The sequence below is a fragment of the Nocardia arthritidis NBRC 100137 genome (genome assembly GCF_001612765.1).
GTDB classification, from domain to species: domain Bacteria; phylum Actinomycetota; class Actinomycetes; order Mycobacteriales; family Mycobacteriaceae; genus Nocardia; species Nocardia arthritidis.
Window position 1 is genome coordinate 163,577 of record NZ_BDBB01000002.1, and the last position, 23,563, is coordinate 187,139.

Sequence of the window (23,563 nt, forward strand, 5' to 3'; positions counted from 1 at the left end):
CCTCCCTTCCCACTTGTAACACCAAACCCAATGGTTAACTCTGGCAACGTGTGTATCAGCAAAGCAAGTTGCGTGATCGAAGTGTTACAGCATGCGCGACACCCGGCCGTCGGCTCGCTCGGTCAGTTTGCGCAGAGGTAGCAGAGCGTAGTGCATTCCGCTCCGCGCCACACCGAACGGCACGCCGAAATCGTCGGCGACTTGCTGATTGTCATGGTCACGCACGATCTACGCGGTAATCACCGTTCGATAGGGCGGAGCAAGCACACCTGGTAGCTGCGCCACCGGGGAGGTCGTCGGCCGCTCGCCCGGCGAAAGCGTGACGGGACTCGAGTTCGTACCCGCGACCCACCGCGCCGCAACCGGGCGATGCCCGAGACGAATTCGCGCGGATTACGGGATTTCGGGAACACCACTGGGTCGGTTCTGGTATTCGTTGCCGCGGAGATGCGGGGATCTCCCGGGTCGGCCGCGCGGCGGGAGCACGACGACCGTGGACGCGGCGGTAGTACAAGTCAAGGAGAACCGGTATGCGTGCAAGCGCACTCCTCTTCGCGGGAGCCATGAGCTGCGCGGTGACTCTGCTCGCGGCGGGGACGGCGGCGGCCGAGCCCGCGAACACCATGCCGCACGACGGCGTCTATCTGGTCGGCGTCGATATCGTCCCCGGGATCTGGGAGGCGCCCGGGACCCCGGACCCGGCCTACGCCTGCGATTGGCGCAGGCTGTGGAAGGTGGAGGGCGACAACACGAACATGCAGTACATCCTCGCCAACAACTACACGCGGCTCGGTCCGGTCCGGGTGGAGATCAAGCCGACCGACATCGGGTTCAAGACCGAGAACTGCGGGCCGTGGCGGTTGCTGCCGACACCGCCGCCGACCGGCTCGTTCGGCGGCTGACCGAGCGGCGCGTCCCTCCGGGCGTATTGACTCGCGTTCAACAAAGGCTAGGGTCAGCCGCATGACGCGGAAAAGGATTCTGATCACCGGCGCGAGCGCGGGCCTCGGGGCCGCCATGGCGCGCGACTTCGCGGGCAAGGGCCGCGATCTCGCGCTGTGCGCCCGCAGGCTGGACGCACTCACGGCGCTGCGCGACGAGTTGGTGGCGGCGCATCCGGGAGTCACCGTCGCAGTGCGCGCCCTCGACGTGGACGACCACGCCGCGGTGCCGGTCGTCTTCGGCGAACTGCGCGACGAACTCGGCGGCCTGGATCGCGTGATCGTCAACGCCGGAATCGGCAAGGGAGCGCCCATCGGCAGCGGACGGGCCGACGCGAACCTCGCGACGGCGACGACGAACTTCGTCAGCGCGCTCGCGCAGGCGGAGGCGGCGCTCGAGATCTTCCGCGCGCAGCAGGCCGGCCACTTGGTGCTCGTCGCATCCATGAGCGCGGTGCGTGGACTCCCCGGCAAGAAGGCGGCCTACTCGGCGAGCAAGGCGGGCCTCGCCGCGCTCGGTGCCGCACTGGCCACCGAATTGGCGCGGTCGCCGATCGCCGTTACCACGCTGTTGCCGGGTTTCATCGCCACCGACATGGCGGCCAAAGCGGGTGACGCGCGAATGGTTGCGCCCCTGGACAAAGGCGTCGCCTCGATGGTGGCCGCCATCGAGAAGGAGCAACGACGGGCGTGTGTGCCCGGGTGGCCGTGGCGGGTGATCGATCTCGCGCTCCCCCACCTGCCCGACGCTCTGGTGGCACGGCTGAGCTGAACCGGCCGACGCTCATTTGACCAGCGTGAACTGCATGACGTCGATGCGGCCGTCGCGGAATTGCCGCGCGCACCCGGTCAGGTACTTCAGGTATCGCTGATAGACCTCTTCGGACGCGAGGGCGATCGCCCGGTCCCGCTGCGCCCGCAACGCCTCGGCCCAGCAGTCGAGGGTGTGCGCGTAGTGCGGCCGCAGCTCCTGGATCCTTTCCGTGCCGAGCCCCGCGCGGCCGGCCAGGCGCGTCACCTCGGCGGGGTGCGGTAGCTGCCCGCCGGGGAAGATCTCCCGCTTGATGAAGATGTGGAACAGCGCGTCTTCCCGGGTCACCGGAATGCCCAAACGCCGCAAGTCTTTCAGCGTGTACGCGACGATCGTGTGCAGTAACATCCTGCCGTCCGGCGGCAGCATCCGGTGACATCGTTCGAAGAATGTCTCGTAGCGGGAACGCCGGAAGTGCTCGAAGGCGCCGATACTGACGATGCGATCGGCTTCGCCGTCGTACTCCTCCCAGCCCTGCAACCGCACTCGCGCGCCCGCGATGCGCTCGCGTTCGATCTTGTCCGTGACGTACGCGTACTGGTTGTGGCTGAGTGTCAGCCCCACCACCTGCGCGCCGTAGGCGGTGGCGGCACGCAGCATGGTCGAGCCCCACCCGCATCCGACGTCCAGCAGGGTCATCCCCGGCCGCAGGTCGAGCTTGCCGAGCGCCAGATCGATCTTCGCGCGCTGTGCTTGTTCGAGCGTCATGTCCGGTCGCTCGAAGTAGGCGCAGCTGTAGGTCATGGTGGGGTCGAGGAACAGCGCGTAGAACTCGTCGGAGAGGTCGTAGTGGGCCTGCACTTGCCGATAGAACGGCTGGAGTCCGGTCATCGCGTTTCTCCTGTTCATCGGGTTCATGAGCTGATACCCGCCAGCCGTCGCCGCGTTTCACCGACCGCGGACCGATACGAAACCGATGTGCAGGTCTCCATCGGGCAACGGGGCGCAGGCCGGCGACTACCCGCGAAGTAATCGACTCCACGACCGGCGGCAGGCAAGATCACGGCCATGATCGATGAGACCGGCACCAAGCTGTTCCACCAGACCATGCCGTTCACCGAACGCCTCGGCGTCGTGGTGCTCGCCCATGGGCCCGAGCTGGTCCGCAGCCGCCTGGCCTGGGACGAATCGCTGTGCACGCTGGGCGGCATGCTGCACGGCGGGGTGCTGATGTCGCTCGCCGACGCCACCGGCGCGGTCTGCGCGTTCCTGAACCTGCCGGAAGGCAAGCAGGGCACCACCACGGTGGAATCGAAGACGAATTTCCTGCGCGCGGTTCGCTCCGGACATGCCATCGCGTCGGCGATGCCGTTGCATGCCGGACGCTCGTTCATCGTGGTGGAGACGGTGATCCGGGACGACGCGGACAAACTGGTCGCGAAGGTCACCCAGACCCAAGCGGTGCTCTAGCCGACGACCACAGGGACCCTCGCCCGCCGCCGCGCGGGCCGCGGGCCACACGCGGGCCAGATCGAGCAGTTGCCGCAGCTCGGCGTCGAAATCCGCCGCGGGCACCGGCAGCCGGGCCGAGGTCGATCCGATCGGCGCCGAGCCCTCCTGTCGCGCGACCGCCGCGCACGCCAATTGCTGCGCGTAGTCGGTCATCGGACATCCCGACTCGGCCGATGCCCCGTGCGCCGGGGCGTAGCGGCCCAGATGCAGCAGAGCGTCCCGGATCTCCACCGTCATCCGCAACAGCTGGGTCCCCGGGTCGGCCCGCTCCCCCGCGGCCGGCCGCAGCACGATCTCCGGGACGGCGGTGGTGAGATCCCGCCACAGCGGACGGAGCCTGCGGCACGATCGTCCTGCTCGATCGAGTTCCGCCGTGGCCAGCAGCGACCGGATCAGCGGAATGGCGATCACCGTCGCGTCGATCGCCAGACAGATGGTGACCGTCGCTTCGATCCGGATCAGATGCGTACCCCAGCGCTGCCATCCGCTGATCGCCCGCACCGTCGACAGCACCAGGTTCACACCGAAAAGTGTTGCCGCCCAGATCATCAGGCCGCACACCAGCTTCTCCGCCAGGCCGATACCGCCCGCCCGCAGCTCACGCAGACACATGCGGGCCAGCAGCGAGACGTTCACCAGCAGCGGGAGACCGAAGGCGGTCCACATCACCAATCCCTCGGCATCCAGGGTCAGGTCGACGAGTCTGCCTTCCTGCCGCGCCGCCGTGCCCGCCAGCAGGATCGCGCCGGTGGCCGCGGCCGCGAGCACGCAGCAGACGCGGTGCCTGCGCCGTACCGCCGCCGGGTCAACGTCGAAGGCCCAGATGCGGACGATGCCTTGCAGGCACATCGACGCCATCACCGTGCAGCCGAGCGAGAGCTGATGGGCGAGGCTCGCGATGCCGGGCGTCATGGTGCAGCGATACAGCAGCAGACTCAGCAAGCCCCACAAGAACAGCTGATTCAGCAGTTTGTCGACGATGGTGTCGCGTACCAGCAACCACCGGCCCGCCAGCACGGCGGCGACGAAACCGATGACCGGCCACGCGACGACTCCCGAGAGCGATGACGACATCGGCCTCCCCACCCACGAAACTTACCAAGTGAACGATACCGTCTGGCGTTCATGACCGCGCGGATCGAGCGTCGGCGGCAGCCGGTTGATGACAAATAAGCGAGAAACACTTCCGCCCATAGAGCGCATGCCCCATTTGTCCGCTTTGCGACATCGTGCGCCTGGCATCGAGCGGAAACGAAGCGCGATTGTCAGCGCGTCCGGAACTTCGCCACCTCGGTCGCCGGATGCCACAGTCGAGCGCCGCGCAGCGAATGGGAATCAACGCGGAACATTTGGCCGTTCGCCTGTGGATGTAACGCTGTATAACATAGAGTTTCGGTGACGACACCCACCTCCGACACGCACCTCCGGCGGGTGCGCCTACTCTTCGTAGCCCGCGAACGCGGCTCCCCCTCATGCTCTGCCCGCCCGTTCGTGCGGCAAGAACGGAGATTTCTGTGCGCGATGAACCACGATCAGCTTTCCGGACCGAGCGAATCGATGGTGCATCGATCGGAATAGACATCACCGCCGCGGCACGGCCGAGGCACGGCCGACCATTCCGGCCGCGATCCACCGCCCCGAGACCCGCGGCCATCGCGGTGGCCACGACCGGAGCACCCTCGGTCGAGCGGCGGTACCGCCTTCCCGAAGACAGCGCACCAACGGATCTATGCGTCACGGCGTGACCGCGCGGGGGAAACGGAAGCGATGAGCAAGCAAACTGCCGGAACAACTGAACTAGCCGTGCGCCCGGCGGGGACGGACACGATGAACACCGCGCTGCGCGATCGCCTGATCGACGCGACCGTCGAGGTGGTGTCCACCGAGGGTTTGCACGCACTCACCGTCCGCCGCGTGTCGCGCATGTGCGGGGTCTCCACGATGGCGGTGTATTCCAACTTCGGCGGCATGCCCGGGCTGATCCGGGCGGCGGGCTCCGCCGGCTTCGCCCAGCTGGCCGAGCGGATGAACGCGGCCGGGGTGAGCGAGGAGCCGATCACCGATCTGCTCGTGCTCGGCCTGGTGTTCCGGGACGAGGCCCAGCGCAGGCCGGAGCTGTTCCAGCTGATGTTCGGCACCGGCACACGCATCGACATGAAGATCAACCGCGGCAATGTCCTCGTGGCCGGGCACGATTCGGAGTTCGAGCACTACGCGGAGACCTTCGACCACGTGGTCGGCGCGGTGCAACGCACACAGGACGCGGGACTGATCGACACTCCCGACGTCCGTTCGGCCGCGGCACAGCTGTGGATGGGGTTGTTCGGCTTCGTCCAGCTGGAGATGGCCGGCCACCTGGGCGACGACGGCCTACTCGAAGTACTGGTGCCCGCGATCGTGAATCTTCTCGTCGGCATGGGCGCCGAACTGGAGACCGTCGGCGCCTCGGCCCTGCTCGCGGTGGAGCGTTTCGCCGAACTGTTCGGCGACTGAACCCCGGGCAGCCGGGTACCGGTCAGAACGGCAGCCGGGACCGCAACCGCTGGGCGCGTGCCATCGCGCGCTCAGCGGCGCTTCCGCGCGGCGGCATCAGACCCAGTTGCAGCAGCATCTCCGTCAAATCCCAGGTGGCCTGGCTGCGCCAGATCAGCCCGGAGCGGAACTGCCACGCGTCGATGACCAGCAGGTCGATTCGTTTGCCGGTGGGGCCGAAACCGGGCGGGTCGATCGGGCCCAGATGGGTGCCGGTCATCCGCCACGGCACCAGGGCGATCCGGTTGTCCGCGGCGAGCGTCGGCGGGAACGGATTGGTATAGGCGACGTCCGGGAATGAGCGCACCGTGTCGGTGACGAATTTCTCCACACCCGCCCGCCCGTGTGCCGGCGCGTCCAGCGAGGGGTCGTGCCAGATCGTGTCCTCGGTGACGCACTTCGCGACCGCCGCACCGTCCCCGCTGTTCCACCCGGCGATGTATTGCTCGGTGAACTCGAGCAGCCACGCAGGGCTCTCGATGGGTTCGGCCTCCGCTTCGATACGGAACTGCCCGGTGTTGTACGGATCCACGCCCATCGCCTTTCGCCGGTGCGTATTCGACGAGCCATCGTAGCCACGAATGCGGCGCGTGCTCAACACTTTCCGGATACCTGGTGCCGAATACTCTGGAATAACATCGGAATAACGGTGTAATTCGGCCTGATTCAGCCAGGTCATAACTGTGTAATAACAGGAGAATAATCTCGTCATACCCACCCTGAACTGCATTGATGATGCGGTTGGCATTGCCTACCGCGCAATGCTTTTCGGTCGACGCCCGCACGATTCCTTATTGACCTTCGCGAATCGGGCCTCCTACCATGGGTGGACACTGACCTCCTACCGCGGAACCACTTCATCTCCGGACGACGCTCGTGGCCGAACATGCATACCGGCGTCGCGATTCCGGTTGTCTCCACGCTGATTCGACGACGCCGACGTGAAAACGTCTGCGATTTCGAATACCTGAGCATCAGGGGATTTTGCATGCCCAATGTAGCAATTGTCGGTATCGGCTGCCGTTTTCCGGGCGGCATCGAGGGGCCGGACTCGTTCTGGGATCTCGTCGTGCGCAAGGGCGACGGGATCGTGGAGGTACCGGCGGATCGCTGGAATCTCGCGAAGTTCTACGATCCGGACCCGGACGCGCCGGGCCGGATGTACACCAGGCATGGTGGATTCCTGACCCAGTCGCTGTGGGAATTCGACGCCGAGTTCTTCGGCATCTCCCAGCGCGAGGCGTCGATCATGGACCCGCAGCAGCGGCTCCTGCTCGAGGTCGCCTGGGAGGCGCTCGACGACGCGGGGATGGCGGGCCGGGTCGGCGGTCGCGAGGTCGGCGTGTTCGTCGGCGGCTTCATGAACGACAACGCGCTGGTGCGCAGCGGTTCGATGTCGCGGGCCTCGATCAACAGCCACAGCCCGACCAGCTCCTCGCACACACTGCTGTCGGCCCGCATCGCGTTCCTGCTGGATCTGCTCGGACCGACCATGACCATCGACACCGCCTGCTCCTCCTCCCTGGTCGCACTGCATCAGGCGGTGCTGGCGCTGGAATCCGGTGAATGCGAGACGGCGATCGTCGGCGGCGCCAACGCGATGCTGCGGCCCGAGGCGTTCATCTCCATGTGCAAAGGCCGGTTCCTCGCGGTCGACGGCCGCTGCAAGTCCTTCGACGCGGCGGCCGACGGCTACGGCCGCGGCGAGGGCGCCGGCGCCGTGGTGCTGAAGCCGCTGGCGGCGGCGGTGCGCGATCGCGACCGGATCTACGCGGTGGTGCGCGGCAGCGGCGTCAACCAGGACGGCCGCACGCTGGCCATCCCGGTACCCAACCCGGCCGCGCAGGAGGCCCTGGCCCGGCGGGTGCGCCGGCTGGCGGGCGTCGACGCCCACGACATCCGCTATGTGGAGGCGCACGGCACCGGCACACCGGTCGGCGACCCGCTCGAATTGGCCGCCTTGGGCGCGGTGTACGGCGCGGTCGACGGCCGCGACGAACCGTTGCCGGTCGGTTCGGTGAAGAACAACATCGGGCACACCGAGGCCGCCGCGGGCGTCGCGGGCGTCATCAAGGCCGCGCTGACGCTGCATCACGGCGTCATCGCTCCGCAACTGCGGCTGGACAACCCGAATCCCGAAATCGAGTTCGATCAACTGCGGATACGCATTCCGCTGGAGACCGAGCCGCTGCCGAACGACGACGGGCGGGCCGCGGTGGCGGTCAACAGCTTCGGCTACGGCGGCACCAACGCCCATGCGATCCTCACCCGCGCGCCCGAAGCGCCCGCGCCCGCCGAACAGTCCGCGCGCGGGCCGATCACCGTGCTGCCGCTGTCGGCCCGCAACGAGACCGCGTTGCGCACGCTGGCCACCCAACTGCACGACCTGACCGAGACCGCCCCCGTCGACGCGGTGACCGAGGCGGCGTGGGTGCAGCGCGCGCACCATCCGCTGCGCGCCGCGTTCGCCTACCGCGACACCGACGACCTGCGCTCCCAGCTGGCCGATTTCGCCGTGGGCGCGGGCAAGTCGCCGGCCCGCGCGCTGACCGACGGATCCACCCAGCCGGTGTTCGTGTTCAGCGGCATGGGCCCGCAGTGGTGGGGCATGGCACGCGGCCTGCTCGAGGACGACGGGCATTTCGCCGCCGCGGCGCGGACGATCGATGAGATCTTCCGCGAGATCGCGGGATGGTCGATCGTCGAGGAACTCCTGCGCCCCGAAGCGGCGTCGCGGATCACCGGGACCGCGTACGCGCAACCGGCGAACTTCCTGGTCCAAGCCGCGCTGGTGGCCGAACTGGCCGAACTGGGCATCCACCCCGCCGCGGTGGTCGGCCACAGCGTCGGCGAAGTCGCCTCGGCCTACGCGTCCGGCTCGCTGTCGCTGCGCGACGCGCTGCTGGTGAGCTATCACCGCGCCCGGTTGCAGGCCACCACCGCGGGCACCGGCGGCATGCTCGCCGTCGGCCTGTCCGAAGAGCAACTGGACGAGCGCCTCGCGGGCGTGCCGGGCGTCAGCGTCGCGGCGATCAACAGCCACTCCGCGGTGACGCTGTCCGGTGACCTGGCCGAATTGGACCGTATCCGAGCCGAACTCACCGAAGAAGGCATCTTCGCCAAAGCGCTGCGCGTCGAGGTGCCCTACCACAGCCACCTGATGGACCCCATTCTCGGCGACCTCACCACGGTGCTGGCCGGCCTCGCGCCGCGACCCGCACAGGTGCCGATCTGGTCCACCGTCACCGGCGGCGAACTGTCCGGGCCCGAGTGGGACGCCGAGTACTGGTGCCGCAACGTGCGCGAGCCCGTGCGGTTCGGCGCGGCCGTGGACAGCCTGCTCGACGCGGGCCACCGGGTCTTCCTCGAGGTGGGGCCGCACCCGGTGCTCAGCGGCAATATCAAGGAGGCGTTCGTGCGCCGCGGTCTCGACGGCGCGGCGATCAGCACCCTCTCGCGCAATGCCGACGACCACGACAACCTGCTGCGCGCGGTGGGCGAGCTCTACCAGGTGGGCGGGCTGGACACCACGCACGCGCCCGGTGCGGCGGAAACGCCCGCCGCGCATCTGGATCTGCCCCGCTACCCGTGGCAGCGCCGCACGCTGTGGACCGAGGACCCGGCGATCGAGGCGGACCGCGTCGGCGCCGTCGACGGCTACGTCATGCTCGGCCAGCGCACCGCGGCGTCCGCGCCGGAATGGGAAGTCGAGCTGTCGGTGGCCGCGTTGCCGTGGCTGCCCGATCACGTCGTGGACGGATCGATCGTGCTGCCCGGCGCGGCCTATCTGGACGCCGCGCTCAGCGCCGTCGCGGTGCGGACCGGTCGCACCTCCTTCGGGCTGGAGTCGGTCCAGTTCGTCGCGCCCTTGGTGATCGGACAGCACGACGTGCCGGTATTGCGTCTCACCGTCGAGGAGACCACCCACCGGTTCACCCTGCGCTCGCGCGCCGCCGCCGCGACCACCTGGACGGTCAACGCGCACGGCAGATTGATCGAAGCGGACGTCGACGCTCGCGGCATCGACCTCACCCCGGCGGCGGACGCGGTGGAGGTGAGCGCGGCGACGCTCTACGACGGCCTCGCCGCGCACGGCCTGGCCTACGGGCCGAGCTTCCGGCTGATCACCGACGCCCGCGTCGGCGCCGATTCCGTCCTGGCCCGGCTCGATCTCACGCCGCTGGCCGGTAGCGCGCCGAGTCTGCCGCACCTGGCCCATCCCGCCGCGGTCGACGCCGCGCTGCAGTGCTTCGCCGCCCTGTACGCCCAGACCGCGCGCGGCGCGAGCGTGGTGGTGCCGTCCTCGGTCGCCGGGGTCCGCTTGACCGGGCCGTTGCCCGATCAGGCCGTGGTGCTGGTCCGCAGGGTGAACGGTGATCCGCTGTGCGCCGATATCACCGTCGCCGCACCGGAAGGCGCAGTCGCACTCACGCTTTCCGGGGTGCGGTTCACCAGCCTCGCGGCCGAGCCGGATCTGCACGAGCAGCTCGACGGCCTGTTCTACGAGCCGGTGTGGTCCATCGTCGACGACACCGCGACCGCCGACGAACCCGCGGGCGGGGACGAGTTCCTGCTCGTGGTCAGTCTCGGCAGCACCGTCTCCCAGCGCGCGAAGGAAATCGCCAGCGCCCGCGCCTCCTCGGAGATCCTCACCCTCGAACCGGAGGAGGCGGGCGCCTCGGATCGCGTCCGCACCGCCCTGCGCGCGGCTCACGAGCGGCCCGGCGTGACGCGCGGCCGGCTCGTCGTGGTGTCCGGCGCCGAGCTGGACGCGGTGCCCAACGCCTACGGGCTCGCCCTTGTCGCCAAGGCGGTCGGCGAACTGGTGGTCGGCGAGGAGGACGCCACGGCGGCCGAAGTGCGCGCGGTGGTGGTCACCGAACAGGCGTTCTGCCTGCCGATCGACACATTCGCGCATCCCGCGCAGGCCACGCTCACCGGCGCCAGGCGCACACTGCGCAACGAGCAACCCGCGGTGCACTGGCGGTTGGTCGACACCGAACCGGCCACGCGCGCCGCCGACATCATCGAGCAGGTACTCGGCGACGGACGCGCCGACGAGGTCGCGTTGCGCGCGGGCGCGTGCTGGGCGCTGCACCTGCGCAAATCACTGCGCGAGCACCTGGCGGTCTGGGACGAGTCCGCGCCCCTGACCGACCCGGAAGGCTCGTTCCGCCTGGAGATTCCGCGCTCGCGGCTGCTGTCGGATCTGGCGTGGCGTGCGGTCGACCGCGTGGCGCCGGGCCCCGGCGAGGTCGAGATCCGGATGGACGCGGTGGGCCTCAACTACAAGGACGCGCTCAAGGCGCTCGGTGTGCTCACCGAAAAGGAGCTGGCCGGAACATACTTCGGCACCGAACTGGGCATGGACGGATTCGGCGTGGTCGAGCGGGTCGGCCCCGGCGTGACCGAGGTCGCCGTCGGTGACCAGATGTCGGTGTGCGCGAGGGATCTGGTCCGGCGGCATGTCACCCTCCGGCCGGACGAGGGCGCCACGATGCCGCTCGACTACCCGGACACGGTGCTCGACCCGTGCCACTCCAGCTCGGTGCTGCCCTTCCTCACCGCCGAATTCGCCTTCGGCGATCTCGCGCACCTGCAACCGGGTGAGACGGTGCTGGTCCACGGCGCGGCGGGCGGCATGGGCATGGCCGCGGTCCAGGTGGCGGTGCGCCTCGGCGCGCGGGTGATCGCGACGGCGGGCTCGGACGAGCGCCGCGCGGTGGCCACGGCGGCGGGTGCGCACGAGGTGGTCAACTCGCGGTCGATCAGCTTCGTCGACGACGTGCTCGCGCTGACCGGCGGACGCGGCGTCGACGTGGTCTACAACTCCTCCCCCGGCGAGATCCTCCAGCAGAACCTGCGGGTGGCCGCCGAGTTCGGCCGGGTCATCGAGATCGGCAAGGCCGACATCTACGGTGGCGGCGCGATCGACCTGCGCCCGTTCGACCGGAACCTGTCGTTCTTCGCCGTGGACATGGACCGAGCCTTGTCGGTGCGCCCCGAGCTGGTCCGCCGCGCGGCACGCCGGGCGATGGACGCCCTGAACGACGGCACCTACGACTACCTGCCCTACACCGCGTTCGCACTCGCATCCACCACTGAGGCGTTCGAAACCGTGGTGCGGTCCAAGCAGATCGGCCGGGTCGTGCTCGATCTGCGCGAACCGGAACCGACCGTGCTGGCAAAACGACCGGGTCTGCCGATCGACGCGCACGCCAGCTACCTGGTCACCGGCGGTTTCGGCGCGTTCGGCCTGGCCACCGCGCGCTGGCTGGTCCGCAACGGCGCGCGACGGCTGGTGCTGGCCGGGCGCAGCGGCGCCACCACGGACGCGGCCCGCGCCGCGATCGCCGAGTTCGGCGCCGCCGGTGCGCAAGTCGTCGAGGAGCGCCTCGACATGTCCGACTACGACGCCGTCGCGGCGCTGGTCGAGCGCATCCAGGCGAGCGGGCATCCGCTGCGCGGGGTGTTCCACGCGGCAGGCGTGGTGAACAACCTCGAGGTCCCGCAGATCACCGCCGAGTCGCTGGCGGAGATCTTCGGGCCCAAGGTCGCGGGCGCGGTCAACCTGGACACCGCCGTCACCGCCGCCGACATCGAACTCGACATGTTCGTGCTGTTCTCCTCGGCGAGCAGCATCGTCGGCATCTCGCCCCAATTCGGCTACGCGGCGGCCAATTCGGTGCTGGACATGATCGCCGCCGCCCGCCGCGCCCGTGGCGCCGCCGCGCTGGCGGTGAACTGGGGCTTCATGAGCGGGGGCGGCGGGATGGCCGATTACGAGGCGGTCAGCCGGTATGCGGAGATGACCGGCTACCGCTCGGTGGACATGGACGTGGCCACCGATCTGCTCGGCGAGTGCCTGCGGCTGGACCTGCCGCAGATCGTGCTGTTCGACGTGGACTGGAGCCAGTGGGCGCTGGCGCATCGCCCGTCCACCCGCACGCCGCGTTTCGCCGACCAGGTGGCGGCCGCGGGCGGCGGCGCGTCGGGCGCGGGTGCGCTGCGGGCGGAAATCCTCCAGCTGGGCCTGGAGCAGCGCGGCGAGGTGGTGGCCTACCTGCTCGCCGAACAGCTCGCCGCGGTGCTCGGCGTCGACGCCGAGACGGTGGATCTCAACACCCCGCTGCCCGAACTCGGCATGGACTCGCTGATGGGCATGGAGTTCGGCGCCCGCGTGGTGCAGGTGCTCGGCACTCAGCTGTCGGTGCTCGCCGTGATCGGACTGACGTTGCGCGGGCTCGGCGCGCGGATTGCCGAGCAGATTGCCCAAGAAGAAGAGCGCGCGGCGAGGAGCGAGGACGAATGACCGACAACAACCCGAGGGAGCTGGCCCGCGCATTGCTGGCCAGGCACGCGAGCGGCGAGACCGGCTCCGCCGCGCCCGCGACCAACGGCGCCCGGACCACGAACGCGTCCGCCACCGCGACCACCGCCAACGGACACAGCGCGCCGCGCGGGGTCGCCCATACGTCGTTCCGTGATCACCCCGGCGTGCTCGAGGCCGGGCAGCGGTTCGGGCGGTTCGACGCCTGGGTCGAACAGGTCGGTCTGGTCAACCCGTACTACTTGCCGCACGAGGGCGTCAGCGGTGCGGTGACCAGGATGGCCGACCGGGATGTGGTGAATTTCAGCAGCTTCGGCTACCTGGACCTGGCCGCCGACCCGCGGGTACGGCAGGCCGCCAAGGACGCGATCGATCAGTACGGCACCTCCGCCGCCGCGGTCCGGATCGTGGCGGGCGAGCTGCCGATCTATCGCGAGCTGGAAGCCCAGATCGCCCGCGTCTACGACACCGACGCAGCCCTGGTGACCGCCAGCGGCTACCTCACCAATGCCGCCGCGGTCGGATTCCTGCTCGGCAAGCGCGATCTCGCGGTCTGCGACGCGCTGATCCACCACAGCGTGGTTTCCGGCACGGAGTGGTCGCGCTGCAAGCGGGTCTCGTTCCGGCACAACGATCCCGAGTCGCTGGAGACGATCCTCAAGATGTCCCGGCGCAGCTTCGACCGGGCCATGGTGATCATCGAGGGCCTCTACAGCATGGACGGCGACGTGGTCCGGCTGCCCGAGATCATCGAGGTGGCCCGGCGCTACGACTGCTCGATCATGATCGACGAAGCGCATTCGTTCGGCACGCTCGGCGCCACCGGGCACGGCGTGCGCGAGCTGTTCGACCTGCCCGGCGACGCCGTGGACGTCTGGATGGGCACCCTGTCCAAAGCGCTCGGCAGCGTCGGCGGCTACCTCGCGGGCAACCGTGAACTGGTCGACGGATTCAAGTACGTCGCGGGTGGATTGAGTATGTACACCGCCGCGCCCGCTCCCTCGGCCATCGGCGCCGCGCTGGCCGGGCTCGAGGTACTGCGCGACGAGCCGGAACGGGTGGCGCGGCTGCGGCACAACAGCGAGTACTTTCACCGCCGCGCCCAGGAATACGGCTTCGACCTCGGCCCGTCGGAGGATTCGCCGATCATCCCCGTCATGACCGGCGCCGACGAACCCGCCGTGCTGGCGTCGCTCGCCATGCTGCAACGCGGCTTCAGCGTGAACGCCATCACCCACCCGGTCGTCCCGGCCGGGGAGGCAAGGCTGCGGTTCTTCATCAACTGCAGGCACACCGAGCAGCACATGGACCAAGCGCTGGCCACGCTGCGCGAGGTGCTCGACGGACTCGCGGACACCGCGGGACAGCAATTCACTCTCGCCCATGAGGAGCAGCACTCGTGAAAATTCCCATCAACCGATCCCTCCTCCGAAAAGCGGTGGTCCCCGGGGTGGCCCTGCTGCTGATGGGCTCGCTGTTCATTCCCGCGCGGTCGGCGCTGCTGCCCACCTACGACGAGGCGGGCGGGCCGATCGCGAGCAAGTTCGACTTCACCGCGATGCCGATCGCGCTGCCCAAGGGGCTGCCGACCGATCGCAAGATCCGCGAGTTGCGGGAGCCGTACAAGCACCTGTCGGCCTGGATCTCCTCGGTGGGCGCGGCGATCGCGATGAACGACTTCGACGGCAACCGGCTGGCCGACGATCTGTGCGTGGTCGATCCTCGCTCGGACACGGCCTTCCTCACCCCGACGCCGGACAGCAACACCGGCCGGTACGAGCCGTTCGTCCTCGACCCCAAGCCGCTGCCCGTCGACTCCTCCACCGTCCCGTCGGGCTGCATCCCGGGCGATTTCAACGGTGACGGCCGGATGGACGCGCTGGTCTCCTACTACGGCCGAACGCCGATCCTGTACCTGCAGCGCGCCAACGCGACCCGTCTGGAGGCCAAGGCATTCCGCCCGATCGACATCGTTCCCTCTCCGAACACCCCGGACGGGCACTACGAGGGTGAGCGCTGGATCACCGCGGCGGTGTCGGTCTCCGACTTCGACGGCGACGGCAAGCCGGACATCTATCTGGGCCAGTACTTCAACGATATGGACGTGCTCTCCAAGGAGGGCCAGCTCGCGCTGTGGATGACCGACTCGCTGTCCAACGCGCGAAACGGCGGCAAGGATCGGATCTTCACGCTGGCCTCCGCCGCCGCCGGCAACGACCCGACCGCCGACTACCGCGAGGTGGCCAACCCGTTCCCGATCGGCATGGACACCGGATGGGCGCTGGCCGCCGCCGCCTCGGACCTGAACGGCGATCAGCTACCGGAGCTGTACGTGGCCAACGACTTCGGGCGCGACCGCCTGTTCGTCAACCGGTCGACACCGGGCCAAATCCGCTTCGGTTTCGCCGAGGGCGAGCGCGGCATCACCGAGCCGAAGTCGTATGTCATGGGCCACGATTCGGACAAAGGCATGGCCGCGGACTTCGGCGACCTGAACGGCGACGGCATGCCGGACCTGTTCGTCAGCAACATCGCCGTACGCTTCGCGCTGATGGAGGGCCACTTCGCCTTCTACAACACCGCCAAGGACACCGCCGACGCGGCGCGTCAGCTGGCCGAGGGCGTCGCCCCGTTCAAGAATCGCGCCACCGACGTCGGCCTGGCCTGGGAGACCTGGGGCTGGGACGCCAAGATCGACGACTTCGACAACGACGGTCGTAACGAGGTGGTCCAGGCCACCGGCATGATCAAGGGCGACACCAACCGGTGGCCGCAGATCCAGGAACTCGGCACCATGAACGACAACCTGACCAAGTACCCGTGGTCCTGGCCGATCATCGGCGCGGACGCCGATCTGGCGGGCAGCAATCCGGTCGGCTTCTTCAGCCGAGGCGACGACGGCAAATTCGCCAACCTCACCCATGCCCTCGGCATGGACACCCCCGTCCCCTCGCGCGGCATCGCCGTGGGCGACACCTCCGGCAACGGCGCGCTGAGCTTCGCCGTCGCGCGGCAATGGGGTGATCCGACCTTCTACCACAACAACAAGGCCGGCAACGGCCGGTTCCTCGGCCTGAAGCTGTTCAAGCAGGCCTGGGAGGGCACAGCGACCACGAACACCATCGCCGGTCTTCCCACGCAGGGCGTTCCCGCGGTGGACGCCCAGGTCGAGGTCCGCACCGCGGACGGCCGGTTGCTCACCAGCCACCTCGACGGCGGCAGCGGGCACACCGGGAAGCGGGCCACCGAGGTGCACATCGGCCTCGGCGACGTCGACCCGGCCGCCCCGCTGAACGTCGTGCTCCGCTGGCGGGAGACCAACGGCACCCCGCACGACCAAACCCTCCAGCTCGCGCCGGGCTGGCACACCGTGAACCTCGCCTCGGACGCGCAGGAGGTCAAGCAGCGATGAGCGACAACGACAAGAAGGATCCGGACGAGGCGAAGGTCGCTTCGAACGGCCATCACGAAACCCCGGCGGCCGACGGCAACGGAAGCGCCGCGGCCAACGGCGCCGGGCCCGAGGGCAACGGCTCGGCCGCGCCCACGACCACCGCGGAACGCATTTCCTCGATACAGCGCTCGGGCACCGAGTTCGCCAAGGAATGGGTGGAGAAGCCCACCGCGGCCAAAGACCCCCGCTACCTGGCGCTGCGCAACTTCGCCATCTCGATCACGATCTTCAACCTGATCGGATTCCCGCTGCTCGGCTTCGAGCAGCCGTTCCTCTGGCCGTTCATCGCGCTGGCCACCGCGTACTCCACCGAGATCGGGCTGGAAGTCCTCGCGGCATGGGCGTACAAGCGGCCGCCCGCATTCCGGGGCCGTGGGCCGCGTGGGCTGTTCGAGTTCCTGCTGCCCGCGCACATCACCGGTCTGGCGTTCAACTTCCTGACCTTCGCGCACGACAAGCTGTGGCCGGTCATCTTCGGCATCGTGGTCGCGGTCGGCACCAAGTGGGTGTTGCGCGCCAAGATCAACGGCAAGATGCGCCACTTCATGAACCCGTCGAACTTCGGTGTCGTGGTGTGCTTCCTGGTGTTCCCAATGATCGCGGTGGCGCCGCCGTATCACTTCACCGAATACATCACGGGCCCGGCGGACGCGCTCATCGTGCTCGGCCTGCTGATGACCGGCACCATGCTCAACGCCAAGCTGACGCTGAAGATGCCGCTGATCATGGCGTGGGTGGGCGCGTTCGCGCTGCAGGCCATCGTGCGCGGGCTCATCGAACCGAACATCTCGATCCTGGGCGGTCTGAGCGTGATGACCGGCCTGGCGTTCGTCCTGTTCACCAATTACATGGTCACCGACCCGGGCACCACGCCGTCGGGCAAGAAGCAGCAGATCATGTTCGGCGCCTCGGTCGGCATCATGTACGGCGTCGTCACCGCGCTGCACATCTCCTACGGGTTGTTCATCGCGCTGGTCGTCGTCTGCGGTGCTCGCGGCGTCTACTGGTGGGCGCGCGGCATCGCCGAGTGGTGGGGGCAGCGCGGCGCGACGCCGGCCGTGGAGCAGCCCGTGGTGGCCGACGACCTGGAAGCCGACATCGCACGCGAACCCGAGCCCGCGAAGGAGGCGGCCCGCTCATGACCGACAGCGCCGAGCCGCGCGGTGTGCTCGGCGCTTTCACCACCGGTGTCACCGTGGTCACCACCGGGTGGCCACGGCCGCACGGCATGACCGCCAACGCGTTCACGTCCGTCTCGCTGGATCCCCCGCTGATCCCGGTGTGCGTCGCCCCCCCACGGCGCGCCTGCACCGCGCCCGAGACTCCTCCCCCGACGATTGGAGAACCCCATGCCCTCGCCGTTGGGTCCGCTGCGCGCGGCCCTCTTCGTCCCCAGTCCGGCCAGTGTCCGCATGGTGCTCAGCGGATTCGAACAGCCCGACCAGCACACCGCGCTGGAACTCGAGCAGGTGACCATGCACCTGGTCGGCGGTATCGACTCCGCGGTCCGCAGCTCGGACAACGACGAACTGATCGCCGCGCTGCTGCAGGTGCCGCCGAAGTACCGCGGGTTCGCCTACGAAGGCGCGGCGGTCGGCCTCACCGCGATCGACTCGCTGTCGCCGGGCAGGCGCGCCGCCGATCTGATCGACGGCCCGGCCAGTGATTACGCGCTGACCATGTACGTGGGCGTCGGCCTCGCGATGGCGAAGATCCCGAAGCTCCGCTGGAAGAAGCTGTTCCCGCAGCACCCGCTGTTCCGTTGGCTGGCCATCGACGGGTATGGCTTCTACAAGGCGTTCTTCCAGATGCAGCGCTATGTGCGGGACAAGCACGTCCAGACCCGCTACCCCGGCTGGCTCGGTGACCGGGACAACCTGAAGCGCATCGCCGATCAGGGCATGGGCCGCGCGCTGTGGTTCATCGGCGGCGGCAATCCGGCCGGCGTCGTGCGCCTGATCGGCGAGTTCGACCCGAAGCGGCACGCCGATCTGTGGAGCGGCGTCGGCATCGCCGTCACGTTCGCGGGCGGCGTGGAACCGGCTGCCATGGAGGAGCTCTGGGACGTGGCCGGTGCGTTCCGGCCGCAGCTGTCGCTGGGCTCGGCCATGGTCGCGCGCATCCGGCAGCAGACCAACAGCGTCAACGAGCACAGCGAGGCGGCGGCGCAGGTCTTCTGCGGGACCAGCGTCGCGAAGACCGACGCGTTGATCGAGAGTTCGCTCGACGACCTCCCCGACGACGGCACCTCCGGCACCTACCTGATGTGGCGGGATCGGATCGCCGATATCGTCACCGCGAGCCGGGCCTGAGGGTCACCGGGATGGCACGGGTCAGGGACTGGGTCGGCAAGCACGTCATCGTCACCGGCGGATCGGAAGGGATCGGCGCCGCGGTGGCGGAGGCCTTCGCGCGGCGTGGCGCGCAGGTCTCGATCATCGCGCGCCGGAAGCTTCCGCTGCGCGACACCGCGAAACGATTGGGTGCGGACCGGGCCGTCGCGGACGTGACCCGTCCGGACCAACTCGATTCGGCCATCACGGAATTGGAGCAGCGCAACGGGTCCTGCGACGTCATCGCCTGCTGCGCGGGACTCACCCTGCCCGGACGGTTCCTCGAAGTGGACGCCGACGAGTTCGAGGTGCAGATGTCGGCGAACTATCTCGGCGCGGTGCACGCGGTGCGCCGGGTGCTGCCGGGGATGGTGCGGCGGGGCGGCGGAAAGATCCTGCTGGTCAGCTCGACGTCGGCGTTTCTCGGGATCACCGGCTACACCGGTTATGGACCCACCAAGGCGAGTATCCGCCAGCTGGCGTTGTGCCTGCGCTACGAGGTCGAGCCGCAGGGCGTGGACGTCACGGTGATCTATCCGGCCGACACCGACACGCCGGGGCTGGCGATGGAGAACCAGCGAAAGCCGGTGGAGACCAAGGCGATCACCGGATCGATCGAGCCGATGTCGGCCCGACGGGTCGCCGAGGCCGCGGTGCGGGGAATGGAACGCGGGCATCACCACATCGCCCTCGACCCTCTGACGCGGTTCTTCCTGGCCTGGGCGAACCTGCCCGAGGATCTGGCGCGGCCGTTCATGCGCCGCACCATCGCGAAGGCACTGCGCGGCAACTGAACTCCGACCACGCGAAAGACCCGCTCGCACATCGAATGCAGATGCGCGAGCGGGTCTTTCGCCATATTCACCCGAGGATGACGACCACGCAGGCCGCGATGAAGAGCACCTGAACCAGACCCCGCAGCGGCAGCGGCATGGTCTTGATGCCCAGTTCGGCACGGGCGGCGCGGACGTTCGCGGGGAACAGGGCAAGAAGCAGGGCGATCAGGCAGGTCGCGGCCAGGTCGGCGGTGGCCGGGATCATCACGCCGAGCGCGCCCGCCAACTCCAGGACGCCGGTCAGCGTCACCAGCGCGGGCGCGTTCGGCAGCCGCGGCGGCACCATGGCGATCAGGGCGTCGCGGCGCGGCTGGAGGAAGTGCGCGCTCGCCGTGAGGACGAGCATCGCGGCCAGCCCGAGTGCGGTCGCGTGCGCCCACGAATCGAGCCAGCCGCTGCCGGTCAGCCGGCCGATGAGCCGGGCGAGGGCGGTGACGGCGACGAGGACAACCAGCGGGGCCATCGGGTCTCCTGAACATCGAAAGCATATCTTGACACTGGAAAGATTAAATCCGCTACCGCTAACTTGTCAATGTCTAGATGGTCGGTCACCATCGAGGTATGGCGAAGGACGGCTATCACCACGGAGATCTCCGCGCGGCGCTGCTGACCGCGGCCGCCGAACGGATCGCCGCCGACGGCGTCGACGCGCTCTCGCTGCGCAACCTGGCCCGGCACGCCGGCGTCTCACACGCCGCGCCCGCCCACCACTTCGGCGATCGAGCCGGACTGCTCACCGCGTTGGCCACCGAGGGTTTCGAGCTGCTGGCCGAACAGCTCGCGCGAGCAGGCGAGGACTTCCGCGAGGTCGCGGTGGCATACATCCGCTTCGCGCGCGAGCACCCCGGACATTTCGACGTGATGTTCCGGCACAGCCTCCTGCACGCGGAGGACGCGGCTTTGCGCGCCGCGCGCGAACGTTCCGCGCTGGCGCTGCGCTCCGGCGTCTCGGACATCCAACCGGGACACAGTCACGACCGGCAGCAGGCGACCCAACTCGCCGCATGGTCGCTGGTGCACGGCTTCGCTTCGCTGTGGCGCGAAGGGGCACTGCATAATTCATCACTGGCCGCCGATTCCGATCCGGAGGCCCTGGCCCGCAAGATGTTGTCCACCATCCGGTTCGACTGACCGGAAACCGGCTTGCGCCGAGCCGCCACCGTGCTATCCAGAGACCCGGAAGGAGCAGGCGGCCACTCCCCAGCTGCCATCGACACATGGACATCCACGCCTACCCGACCGAGGCGACCACACCGGTGGACCTGACCGAAGCACACCGGATCGCCGACCACCACTTGGCCAACGGCGACTATGCCGATCGCGCAATCACCTACCACCTGACCGAGTTCGACACCTGCTTCGTCGCCGTCGCCACCTTCCCCCGCCCGCCGCAGGCCGATCCGGCGAGCCCGCCGGTGATCGTCGGCGGTTCGGTCTGCGTCATCGACAAACCCACCGGGGCGGTCTCCTACTGGCCGACCTACCCGGCCGACCTGGTGGCCGGCCAGTACGCGATCGCGCTGCGAGACGGTCGCCTGGTGATCGAGGACGGCTGGCCGGAGGATGACGACGAGTCATTCACGTGACCGAGTCGTCCCGGCCGTGCGGGCGGCATACGAACCGCTCACCGGCCCGGCTCGCCGCGAGTCGCTGCCGCATCGGCCTGTCCGCAAGCCGGAACCATTGCCCCCATTGACAATTGATGCCGGTTCGACAACCATGATCACCGGCCGGGGCCTGCACCGGGCAAGCGTCAGGCATTCGGAACCGAGCAGCCGTAGGAGGCGGGTTTCTCCATGGGGGACGACGCTCCCGAAGAGAATGCGCGCGAGACAGACCCGCCTCGGCAGCAGGACTCCACCGAGCCCAAGAGCTGGATCCGGCGCCACTCCGGGACGATTCTCACCACGCTGCTGTTCCCGATCGTCTCCGGTTTGATCGTTCTGGCCGTGGAGAAGTTCACCGACGAGAGCGAAGACGAGGATTCCGCCGCGCGAGCCTCGACCTCGGCTCAGCAGACCACGCGCGGTGACAGCCCGAAGGCTCCCCCGCCCCTCTCCTCCTTGCCTGCGACCTCGACGACCGCGTCGGCCGCCGAGGTCCGCTGGTCCGGCACGATCAACCTGACCTACCTCGACCTGGACTCCGTCCCGCCTCGGGTCCTGTCGAGCAACAGCGGCGCCAGCGCCTGGGTCAGCTACGACTGGGAGTCCATCGGCAAATTCTCCGGAGCCACCCTCTACGGACTCGGCGGCGGATTCTTCACGACGAAGCCCACTCTCGCCCTGTGGACCACCTCGGGGCAACCCACCCGGCAACAGTGCTCGGAACTCATCTCCACCCAGGGCGCCGAAACCCTACCGGTCACCACGGACAGCGCCTACTGCGTCAGAACCGCCGCGGGCCGCACCGCCTTCATCACCGGAGTGGCCCTCGACAACGCGCTCCATGCCTACACAGCCTCGGTCACCGTCTGGTCCGCCACCCAGTAGCCACTCGTCGCCCCGCCGGTTTCGCGAAAAGTGGCTCAGAATGCGGGCTGGGCGGGGAGGTCCGGGTCGGGGGTGGGTTCGCCCGCATCGGGGACCTCGGTGCCACGCAGCGAGGTCCCCGCGGTTTCACGCAGGTAGTTCCAGGCGAGCAGGCCGATCAGGGAGGCGCCGACCATGTAGAGGGCGGGGAACAACTCCCAGCCGGTTGACTCGATGACGGCCTCGTTGATCAGTGGGGCGGTGCCGCCGAAGGCCGCGGTGGAGACGTTGTAGGCGAGCGCGAAACCCGCGTAGCGGACATGAGTCGGGAAGATCGCGGGGAAGGTCGAGCTGATGGTGGACAGCTGCGGCACGTACAACAGCCCGAGCACGATGAAGCCGATGATGGCCCACGCGGTGCCCTGCCCCATCAGCCAGTACATCGGCACCGCCAGCACGGCCAGACCCGTCAGGGAGAACAACCACATCGGGCGGCGGCCGACGGTGTCGGAGAGCCTGCCGAAGAACGGCAGCACCACCATCATCACCAGCTGCCCGAGCAGCATCATCGCGGTGGTGGCCGACTCCCCCATACCGATGGTGTTCTGCAGATAGGTGGGCTGGTAGGTGAGCAGCGTGTAGTTCACCACGTTCAGCGCGACCACGAGTCCGGCCAGTGTGAGAGTCTCGCGCCGGTAGGTGGTCAGCACTTCGCGCAGGCCACCGGGCGGATGCTTGTGCTCGGCGACTTCGGTGAACACCGGGCTCTCTTCCAGCTTGGCGCGCAGATACCAGCCGGTCAGGCCGAGTGGGATGGCGATCAAGAACGGGATGCGCCAGCCCCACTCGTGCATGGTGTCCGAACCGAGCGCGAGCTGGCAGACCAGCACGGTCGCGGAGCCTCCGACGAAGCCCGCGAGCGTGCCGAACTCCAGGAAACTGCCGAGGAAACCGCGTTTGCGGTCGCTTGCGCATTCGGCGAGATACGTGGCGGCGCCGCCGTATTCGCCACCGGTCGAGAAGCCCTGCACCACCCGCAGCAGGATGAGCAGGACCGGGGCCAGCACACCGACGGACGCGTGGGTGGGCAGTACGCCGATGGCGCCGGTGGCGGCGGCCATGAGCAGGATCGTGGTGGCCAGCACGGCTTTGCGGCCGATCCGGTCACCGAGCGGTCCCCACACCATGCCGCCGAGCGGCCGCAGGACGAACGAGATGGCGAAGCCGAGCATGGTGCCGAGCGTGCCCAATTCCCCGGGGAAGAAGGCATCGGTCAGGTAGGTCGCGGTGGCGGCGTAGACGCCGTAGTCGAACCACTCCGTCGCGTTGCCCATGGCGGAGGCCGCCACGGAACGCCGCAGCGGGAAACTCTCCGATGTCCGGTCGGTCACGTGCACGTCCTC

At 68.7% G+C, this 23,563-nt stretch carries 18 protein-coding genes and 1 pseudogene; 13 read left to right on the top strand and 6 right to left on the bottom strand.

Annotation, left to right across the window (positions count from 1 at the left end; genetic code table 11):
* Positions 1-84 precede the first annotated feature (84 nt).
* Positions 85-225 carry a hypothetical protein gene (locus NA8_RS33380; RefSeq protein WP_157106473.1) on the bottom strand — a complete coding sequence of 47 codons (141 nt, stop codon included), beginning with the start codon at positions 223-225 and terminating at the stop codon, positions 85-87.
* Positions 226-530: 305 nt separating this feature from the next.
* Between NA8_RS33380 and NA8_RS02065 the strand changes: the two genes are divergently transcribed.
* Both NA8_RS02065 and NA8_RS02070 read left to right on the top strand, forming a co-directional pair.
* Entirely contained in the window at positions 531-902 is a 372-nt protein-coding gene (locus tag NA8_RS02065) for an Rv1352/Rv1906c domain-containing protein (RefSeq protein ID WP_063048626.1), read from the top strand.
* A 61-nt stretch (positions 903-963) separates the two neighbouring features.
* Positions 964-1,713, top strand: a complete 750-nt coding sequence (locus tag NA8_RS02070) for an SDR family oxidoreductase (RefSeq protein WP_063048627.1) — start codon at positions 964-966, stop codon at positions 1,711-1,713.
* Between the two features lie 12 nt (positions 1,714-1,725).
* Here NA8_RS02070 and NA8_RS02075 read toward each other — a convergent pair whose 3' ends face one another.
* Positions 1,726-2,583: a cyclopropane mycolic acid synthase family methyltransferase gene (locus NA8_RS02075; RefSeq protein WP_157106474.1), complete on the bottom strand. Its 858-nt coding sequence runs from the start codon at positions 2,581-2,583 to the stop codon at positions 1,726-1,728.
* A 177-nt stretch (positions 2,584-2,760) separates the two neighbouring features.
* Here NA8_RS02075 and NA8_RS32360 point away from each other — a divergent pair, with 177 nt between their 5' ends.
* On the top strand, positions 2,761-3,162 hold the full coding sequence (locus NA8_RS32360) for a PaaI family thioesterase (RefSeq protein ID WP_084466444.1): 402 nt from the start codon (positions 2,761-2,763) through the stop codon (positions 3,160-3,162).
* Between the two features lie 57 nt (positions 3,163-3,219).
* Here the strand turns inward: NA8_RS32360 and NA8_RS35655 are convergent.
* Positions 3,220-4,278: pseudogene (locus NA8_RS35655) on the bottom strand (MAB_1171c family putative transporter); the annotation flags it as partial.
* 693 nt (positions 4,279-4,971) lie between these two features.
* Here NA8_RS35655 and NA8_RS02085 point away from each other — a divergent pair.
* Positions 4,972-5,697 (top strand): TetR/AcrR family transcriptional regulator, encoded by a 726-nt coding sequence (locus NA8_RS02085; RefSeq protein WP_084466446.1) that lies wholly within the window; start codon positions 4,972-4,974, stop codon positions 5,695-5,697.
* 22 nt (positions 5,698-5,719) lie between these two features.
* On the opposite strand, the gene NA8_RS02090 is transcribed toward NA8_RS02085, so the two are convergent.
* Positions 5,720-6,268: an ester cyclase gene (locus NA8_RS02090; protein WP_157172847.1), complete on the bottom strand. Its 549-nt coding sequence runs from the start codon at positions 6,266-6,268 to the stop codon at positions 5,720-5,722.
* Positions 6,269-6,724: 456 nt separating this feature from the next.
* Here NA8_RS02090 and NA8_RS02095 point away from each other — a divergent pair, with 456 nt between their 5' ends.
* The 6 genes from NA8_RS02095 to NA8_RS02120 all read left to right on the top strand — a co-directional run bounded on the left by NA8_RS02095 (position 6,725) and on the right by NA8_RS02120 (position 19,647).
* A complete protein-coding gene (locus NA8_RS02095; protein ID WP_063048631.1) occupies positions 6,725-13,048 on the top strand; it encodes a type I polyketide synthase in 6,324 nt (2,107 codons plus the stop codon).
* Positions 13,045-14,469 carry an aminotransferase class I/II-fold pyridoxal phosphate-dependent enzyme gene (locus NA8_RS02100; RefSeq protein WP_063048632.1) on the top strand — a complete coding sequence of 475 codons (1,425 nt, stop codon included), beginning with the start codon at positions 13,045-13,047 and terminating at the stop codon, positions 14,467-14,469. The genes NA8_RS02095 and NA8_RS02100 overlap by 4 nt, the downstream gene beginning before the upstream one ends.
* A complete protein-coding gene (locus tag NA8_RS02105; protein ID WP_218019381.1) occupies positions 14,466-16,478 on the top strand; it encodes a CRTAC1 family protein in 2,013 nt (670 codons plus the stop codon). The genes NA8_RS02100 and NA8_RS02105 overlap by 4 nt, the downstream gene beginning before the upstream one ends.
* Positions 16,475-17,662, top strand: a complete 1,188-nt coding sequence (locus tag NA8_RS02110; protein ID WP_063048633.1) for an RnfABCDGE type electron transport complex subunit D — start codon at positions 16,475-16,477, stop codon at positions 17,660-17,662. The genes NA8_RS02105 and NA8_RS02110 overlap by 4 nt, the downstream gene beginning before the upstream one ends.
* Positions 17,663-17,869: 207 nt before the next feature.
* Positions 17,870-18,832, top strand: a complete 963-nt coding sequence (locus tag NA8_RS02115) for a DUF1702 family protein (RefSeq protein WP_063048634.1) — start codon at positions 17,870-17,872, stop codon at positions 18,830-18,832.
* An 11-nt stretch (positions 18,833-18,843) separates the two neighbouring features.
* Positions 18,844-19,647 carry an SDR family oxidoreductase gene (locus tag NA8_RS02120; RefSeq protein WP_063048635.1) on the top strand — a complete coding sequence of 268 codons (804 nt, stop codon included), beginning with the start codon at positions 18,844-18,846 and terminating at the stop codon, positions 19,645-19,647.
* Between the two features lie 67 nt (positions 19,648-19,714).
* Here NA8_RS02120 and NA8_RS02125 read toward each other — a convergent pair whose 3' ends face one another.
* A complete protein-coding gene (locus tag NA8_RS02125) occupies positions 19,715-20,152 on the bottom strand; it encodes a DoxX family protein (protein WP_063048636.1) in 438 nt (145 codons plus the stop codon).
* A gap of 98 nt (positions 20,153-20,250) precedes the next feature.
* Here NA8_RS02125 and NA8_RS02130 point away from each other — a divergent pair, with 98 nt between their 5' ends.
* The 3 genes from NA8_RS02130 to NA8_RS02140 all read left to right on the top strand — a co-directional run bounded on the left by NA8_RS02130 (position 20,251) and on the right by NA8_RS02140 (position 22,181).
* Positions 20,251-20,820 (top strand): TetR/AcrR family transcriptional regulator, encoded by a 570-nt coding sequence (locus NA8_RS02130; RefSeq protein WP_063048637.1) that lies wholly within the window; start codon positions 20,251-20,253, stop codon positions 20,818-20,820.
* Positions 20,821-20,906: 86 nt separating this feature from the next.
* On the top strand, positions 20,907-21,275 hold the full coding sequence (locus NA8_RS02135; protein ID WP_063048638.1) for an SUKH-4 family immunity protein: 369 nt from the start codon (positions 20,907-20,909) through the stop codon (positions 21,273-21,275).
* Positions 21,276-21,485: 210 nt separating this feature from the next.
* Positions 21,486-22,181: a hypothetical protein gene (locus tag NA8_RS02140; RefSeq protein WP_063048639.1), complete on the top strand. Its 696-nt coding sequence runs from the start codon at positions 21,486-21,488 to the stop codon at positions 22,179-22,181.
* 35 nt (positions 22,182-22,216) lie between these two features.
* Here the strand turns inward: NA8_RS02140 and NA8_RS02145 are convergent, their stop codons facing one another.
* The gene (locus NA8_RS02145) at positions 22,217-23,494 is read right to left on the bottom strand and encodes an MFS transporter (RefSeq protein WP_063048752.1); all 1,278 of its coding nucleotides are present in this window, start codon (positions 23,492-23,494) and stop codon (positions 22,217-22,219) included.
* Positions 23,495-23,563: the final 69 nt, after the last annotated feature.

Bases quoted from the DNA above. Each gene is read 5' to 3' on its own strand.
- NA8_RS02065 (WP_063048626.1), top strand. From the start codon at position 531: ATGCGTGCAAGCGCACTCCTCTTCGCGGGAGCCATGAGCTGCGCGGTG.
- NA8_RS02070 (WP_063048627.1), top strand. From the start codon at position 964: ATGACGCGGAAAAGGATTCTGATCACCGGCGCGAGCGCGGGCCTCGGG.
- NA8_RS02075 (WP_157106474.1), bottom strand. From the start codon at position 2,583: ATGACCGGACTCCAGCCGTTCTATCGGCAAGTGCAGGCCCACTACGAC.
- NA8_RS32360 (WP_084466444.1), top strand. From the start codon at position 2,761: ATGATCGATGAGACCGGCACCAAGCTGTTCCACCAGACCATGCCGTTC.
- NA8_RS02085 (WP_084466446.1), top strand. From the start codon at position 4,972: ATGAGCAAGCAAACTGCCGGAACAACTGAACTAGCCGTGCGCCCGGCG.
- NA8_RS02095 (WP_063048631.1), top strand. From the start codon at position 6,725: ATGCCCAATGTAGCAATTGTCGGTATCGGCTGCCGTTTTCCGGGCGGC.
- NA8_RS02100 (WP_063048632.1), top strand. From the start codon at position 13,045: ATGACCGACAACAACCCGAGGGAGCTGGCCCGCGCATTGCTGGCCAGG.
- NA8_RS02110 (WP_063048633.1), top strand. From the start codon at position 16,475: ATGAGCGACAACGACAAGAAGGATCCGGACGAGGCGAAGGTCGCTTCG.
- NA8_RS02115 (WP_063048634.1), top strand. From the start codon at position 17,870: ATGCCCTCGCCGTTGGGTCCGCTGCGCGCGGCCCTCTTCGTCCCCAGT.
- NA8_RS02120 (WP_063048635.1), top strand. From the start codon at position 18,844: ATGGCACGGGTCAGGGACTGGGTCGGCAAGCACGTCATCGTCACCGGC.
- NA8_RS02125 (WP_063048636.1), bottom strand. From the start codon at position 20,152: ATGGCCCCGCTGGTTGTCCTCGTCGCCGTCACCGCCCTCGCCCGGCTC.
- NA8_RS02130 (WP_063048637.1), top strand. From the start codon at position 20,251: ATGGCGAAGGACGGCTATCACCACGGAGATCTCCGCGCGGCGCTGCTG.
- NA8_RS02135 (WP_063048638.1), top strand. From the start codon at position 20,907: ATGGACATCCACGCCTACCCGACCGAGGCGACCACACCGGTGGACCTG.
- NA8_RS02140 (WP_063048639.1), top strand. From the start codon at position 21,486: ATGGGGGACGACGCTCCCGAAGAGAATGCGCGCGAGACAGACCCGCCT.
- NA8_RS02145 (WP_063048752.1), bottom strand. From the start codon at position 23,494: ATGGGCAACGCGACGGAGTGGTTCGACTACGGCGTCTACGCCGCCACC.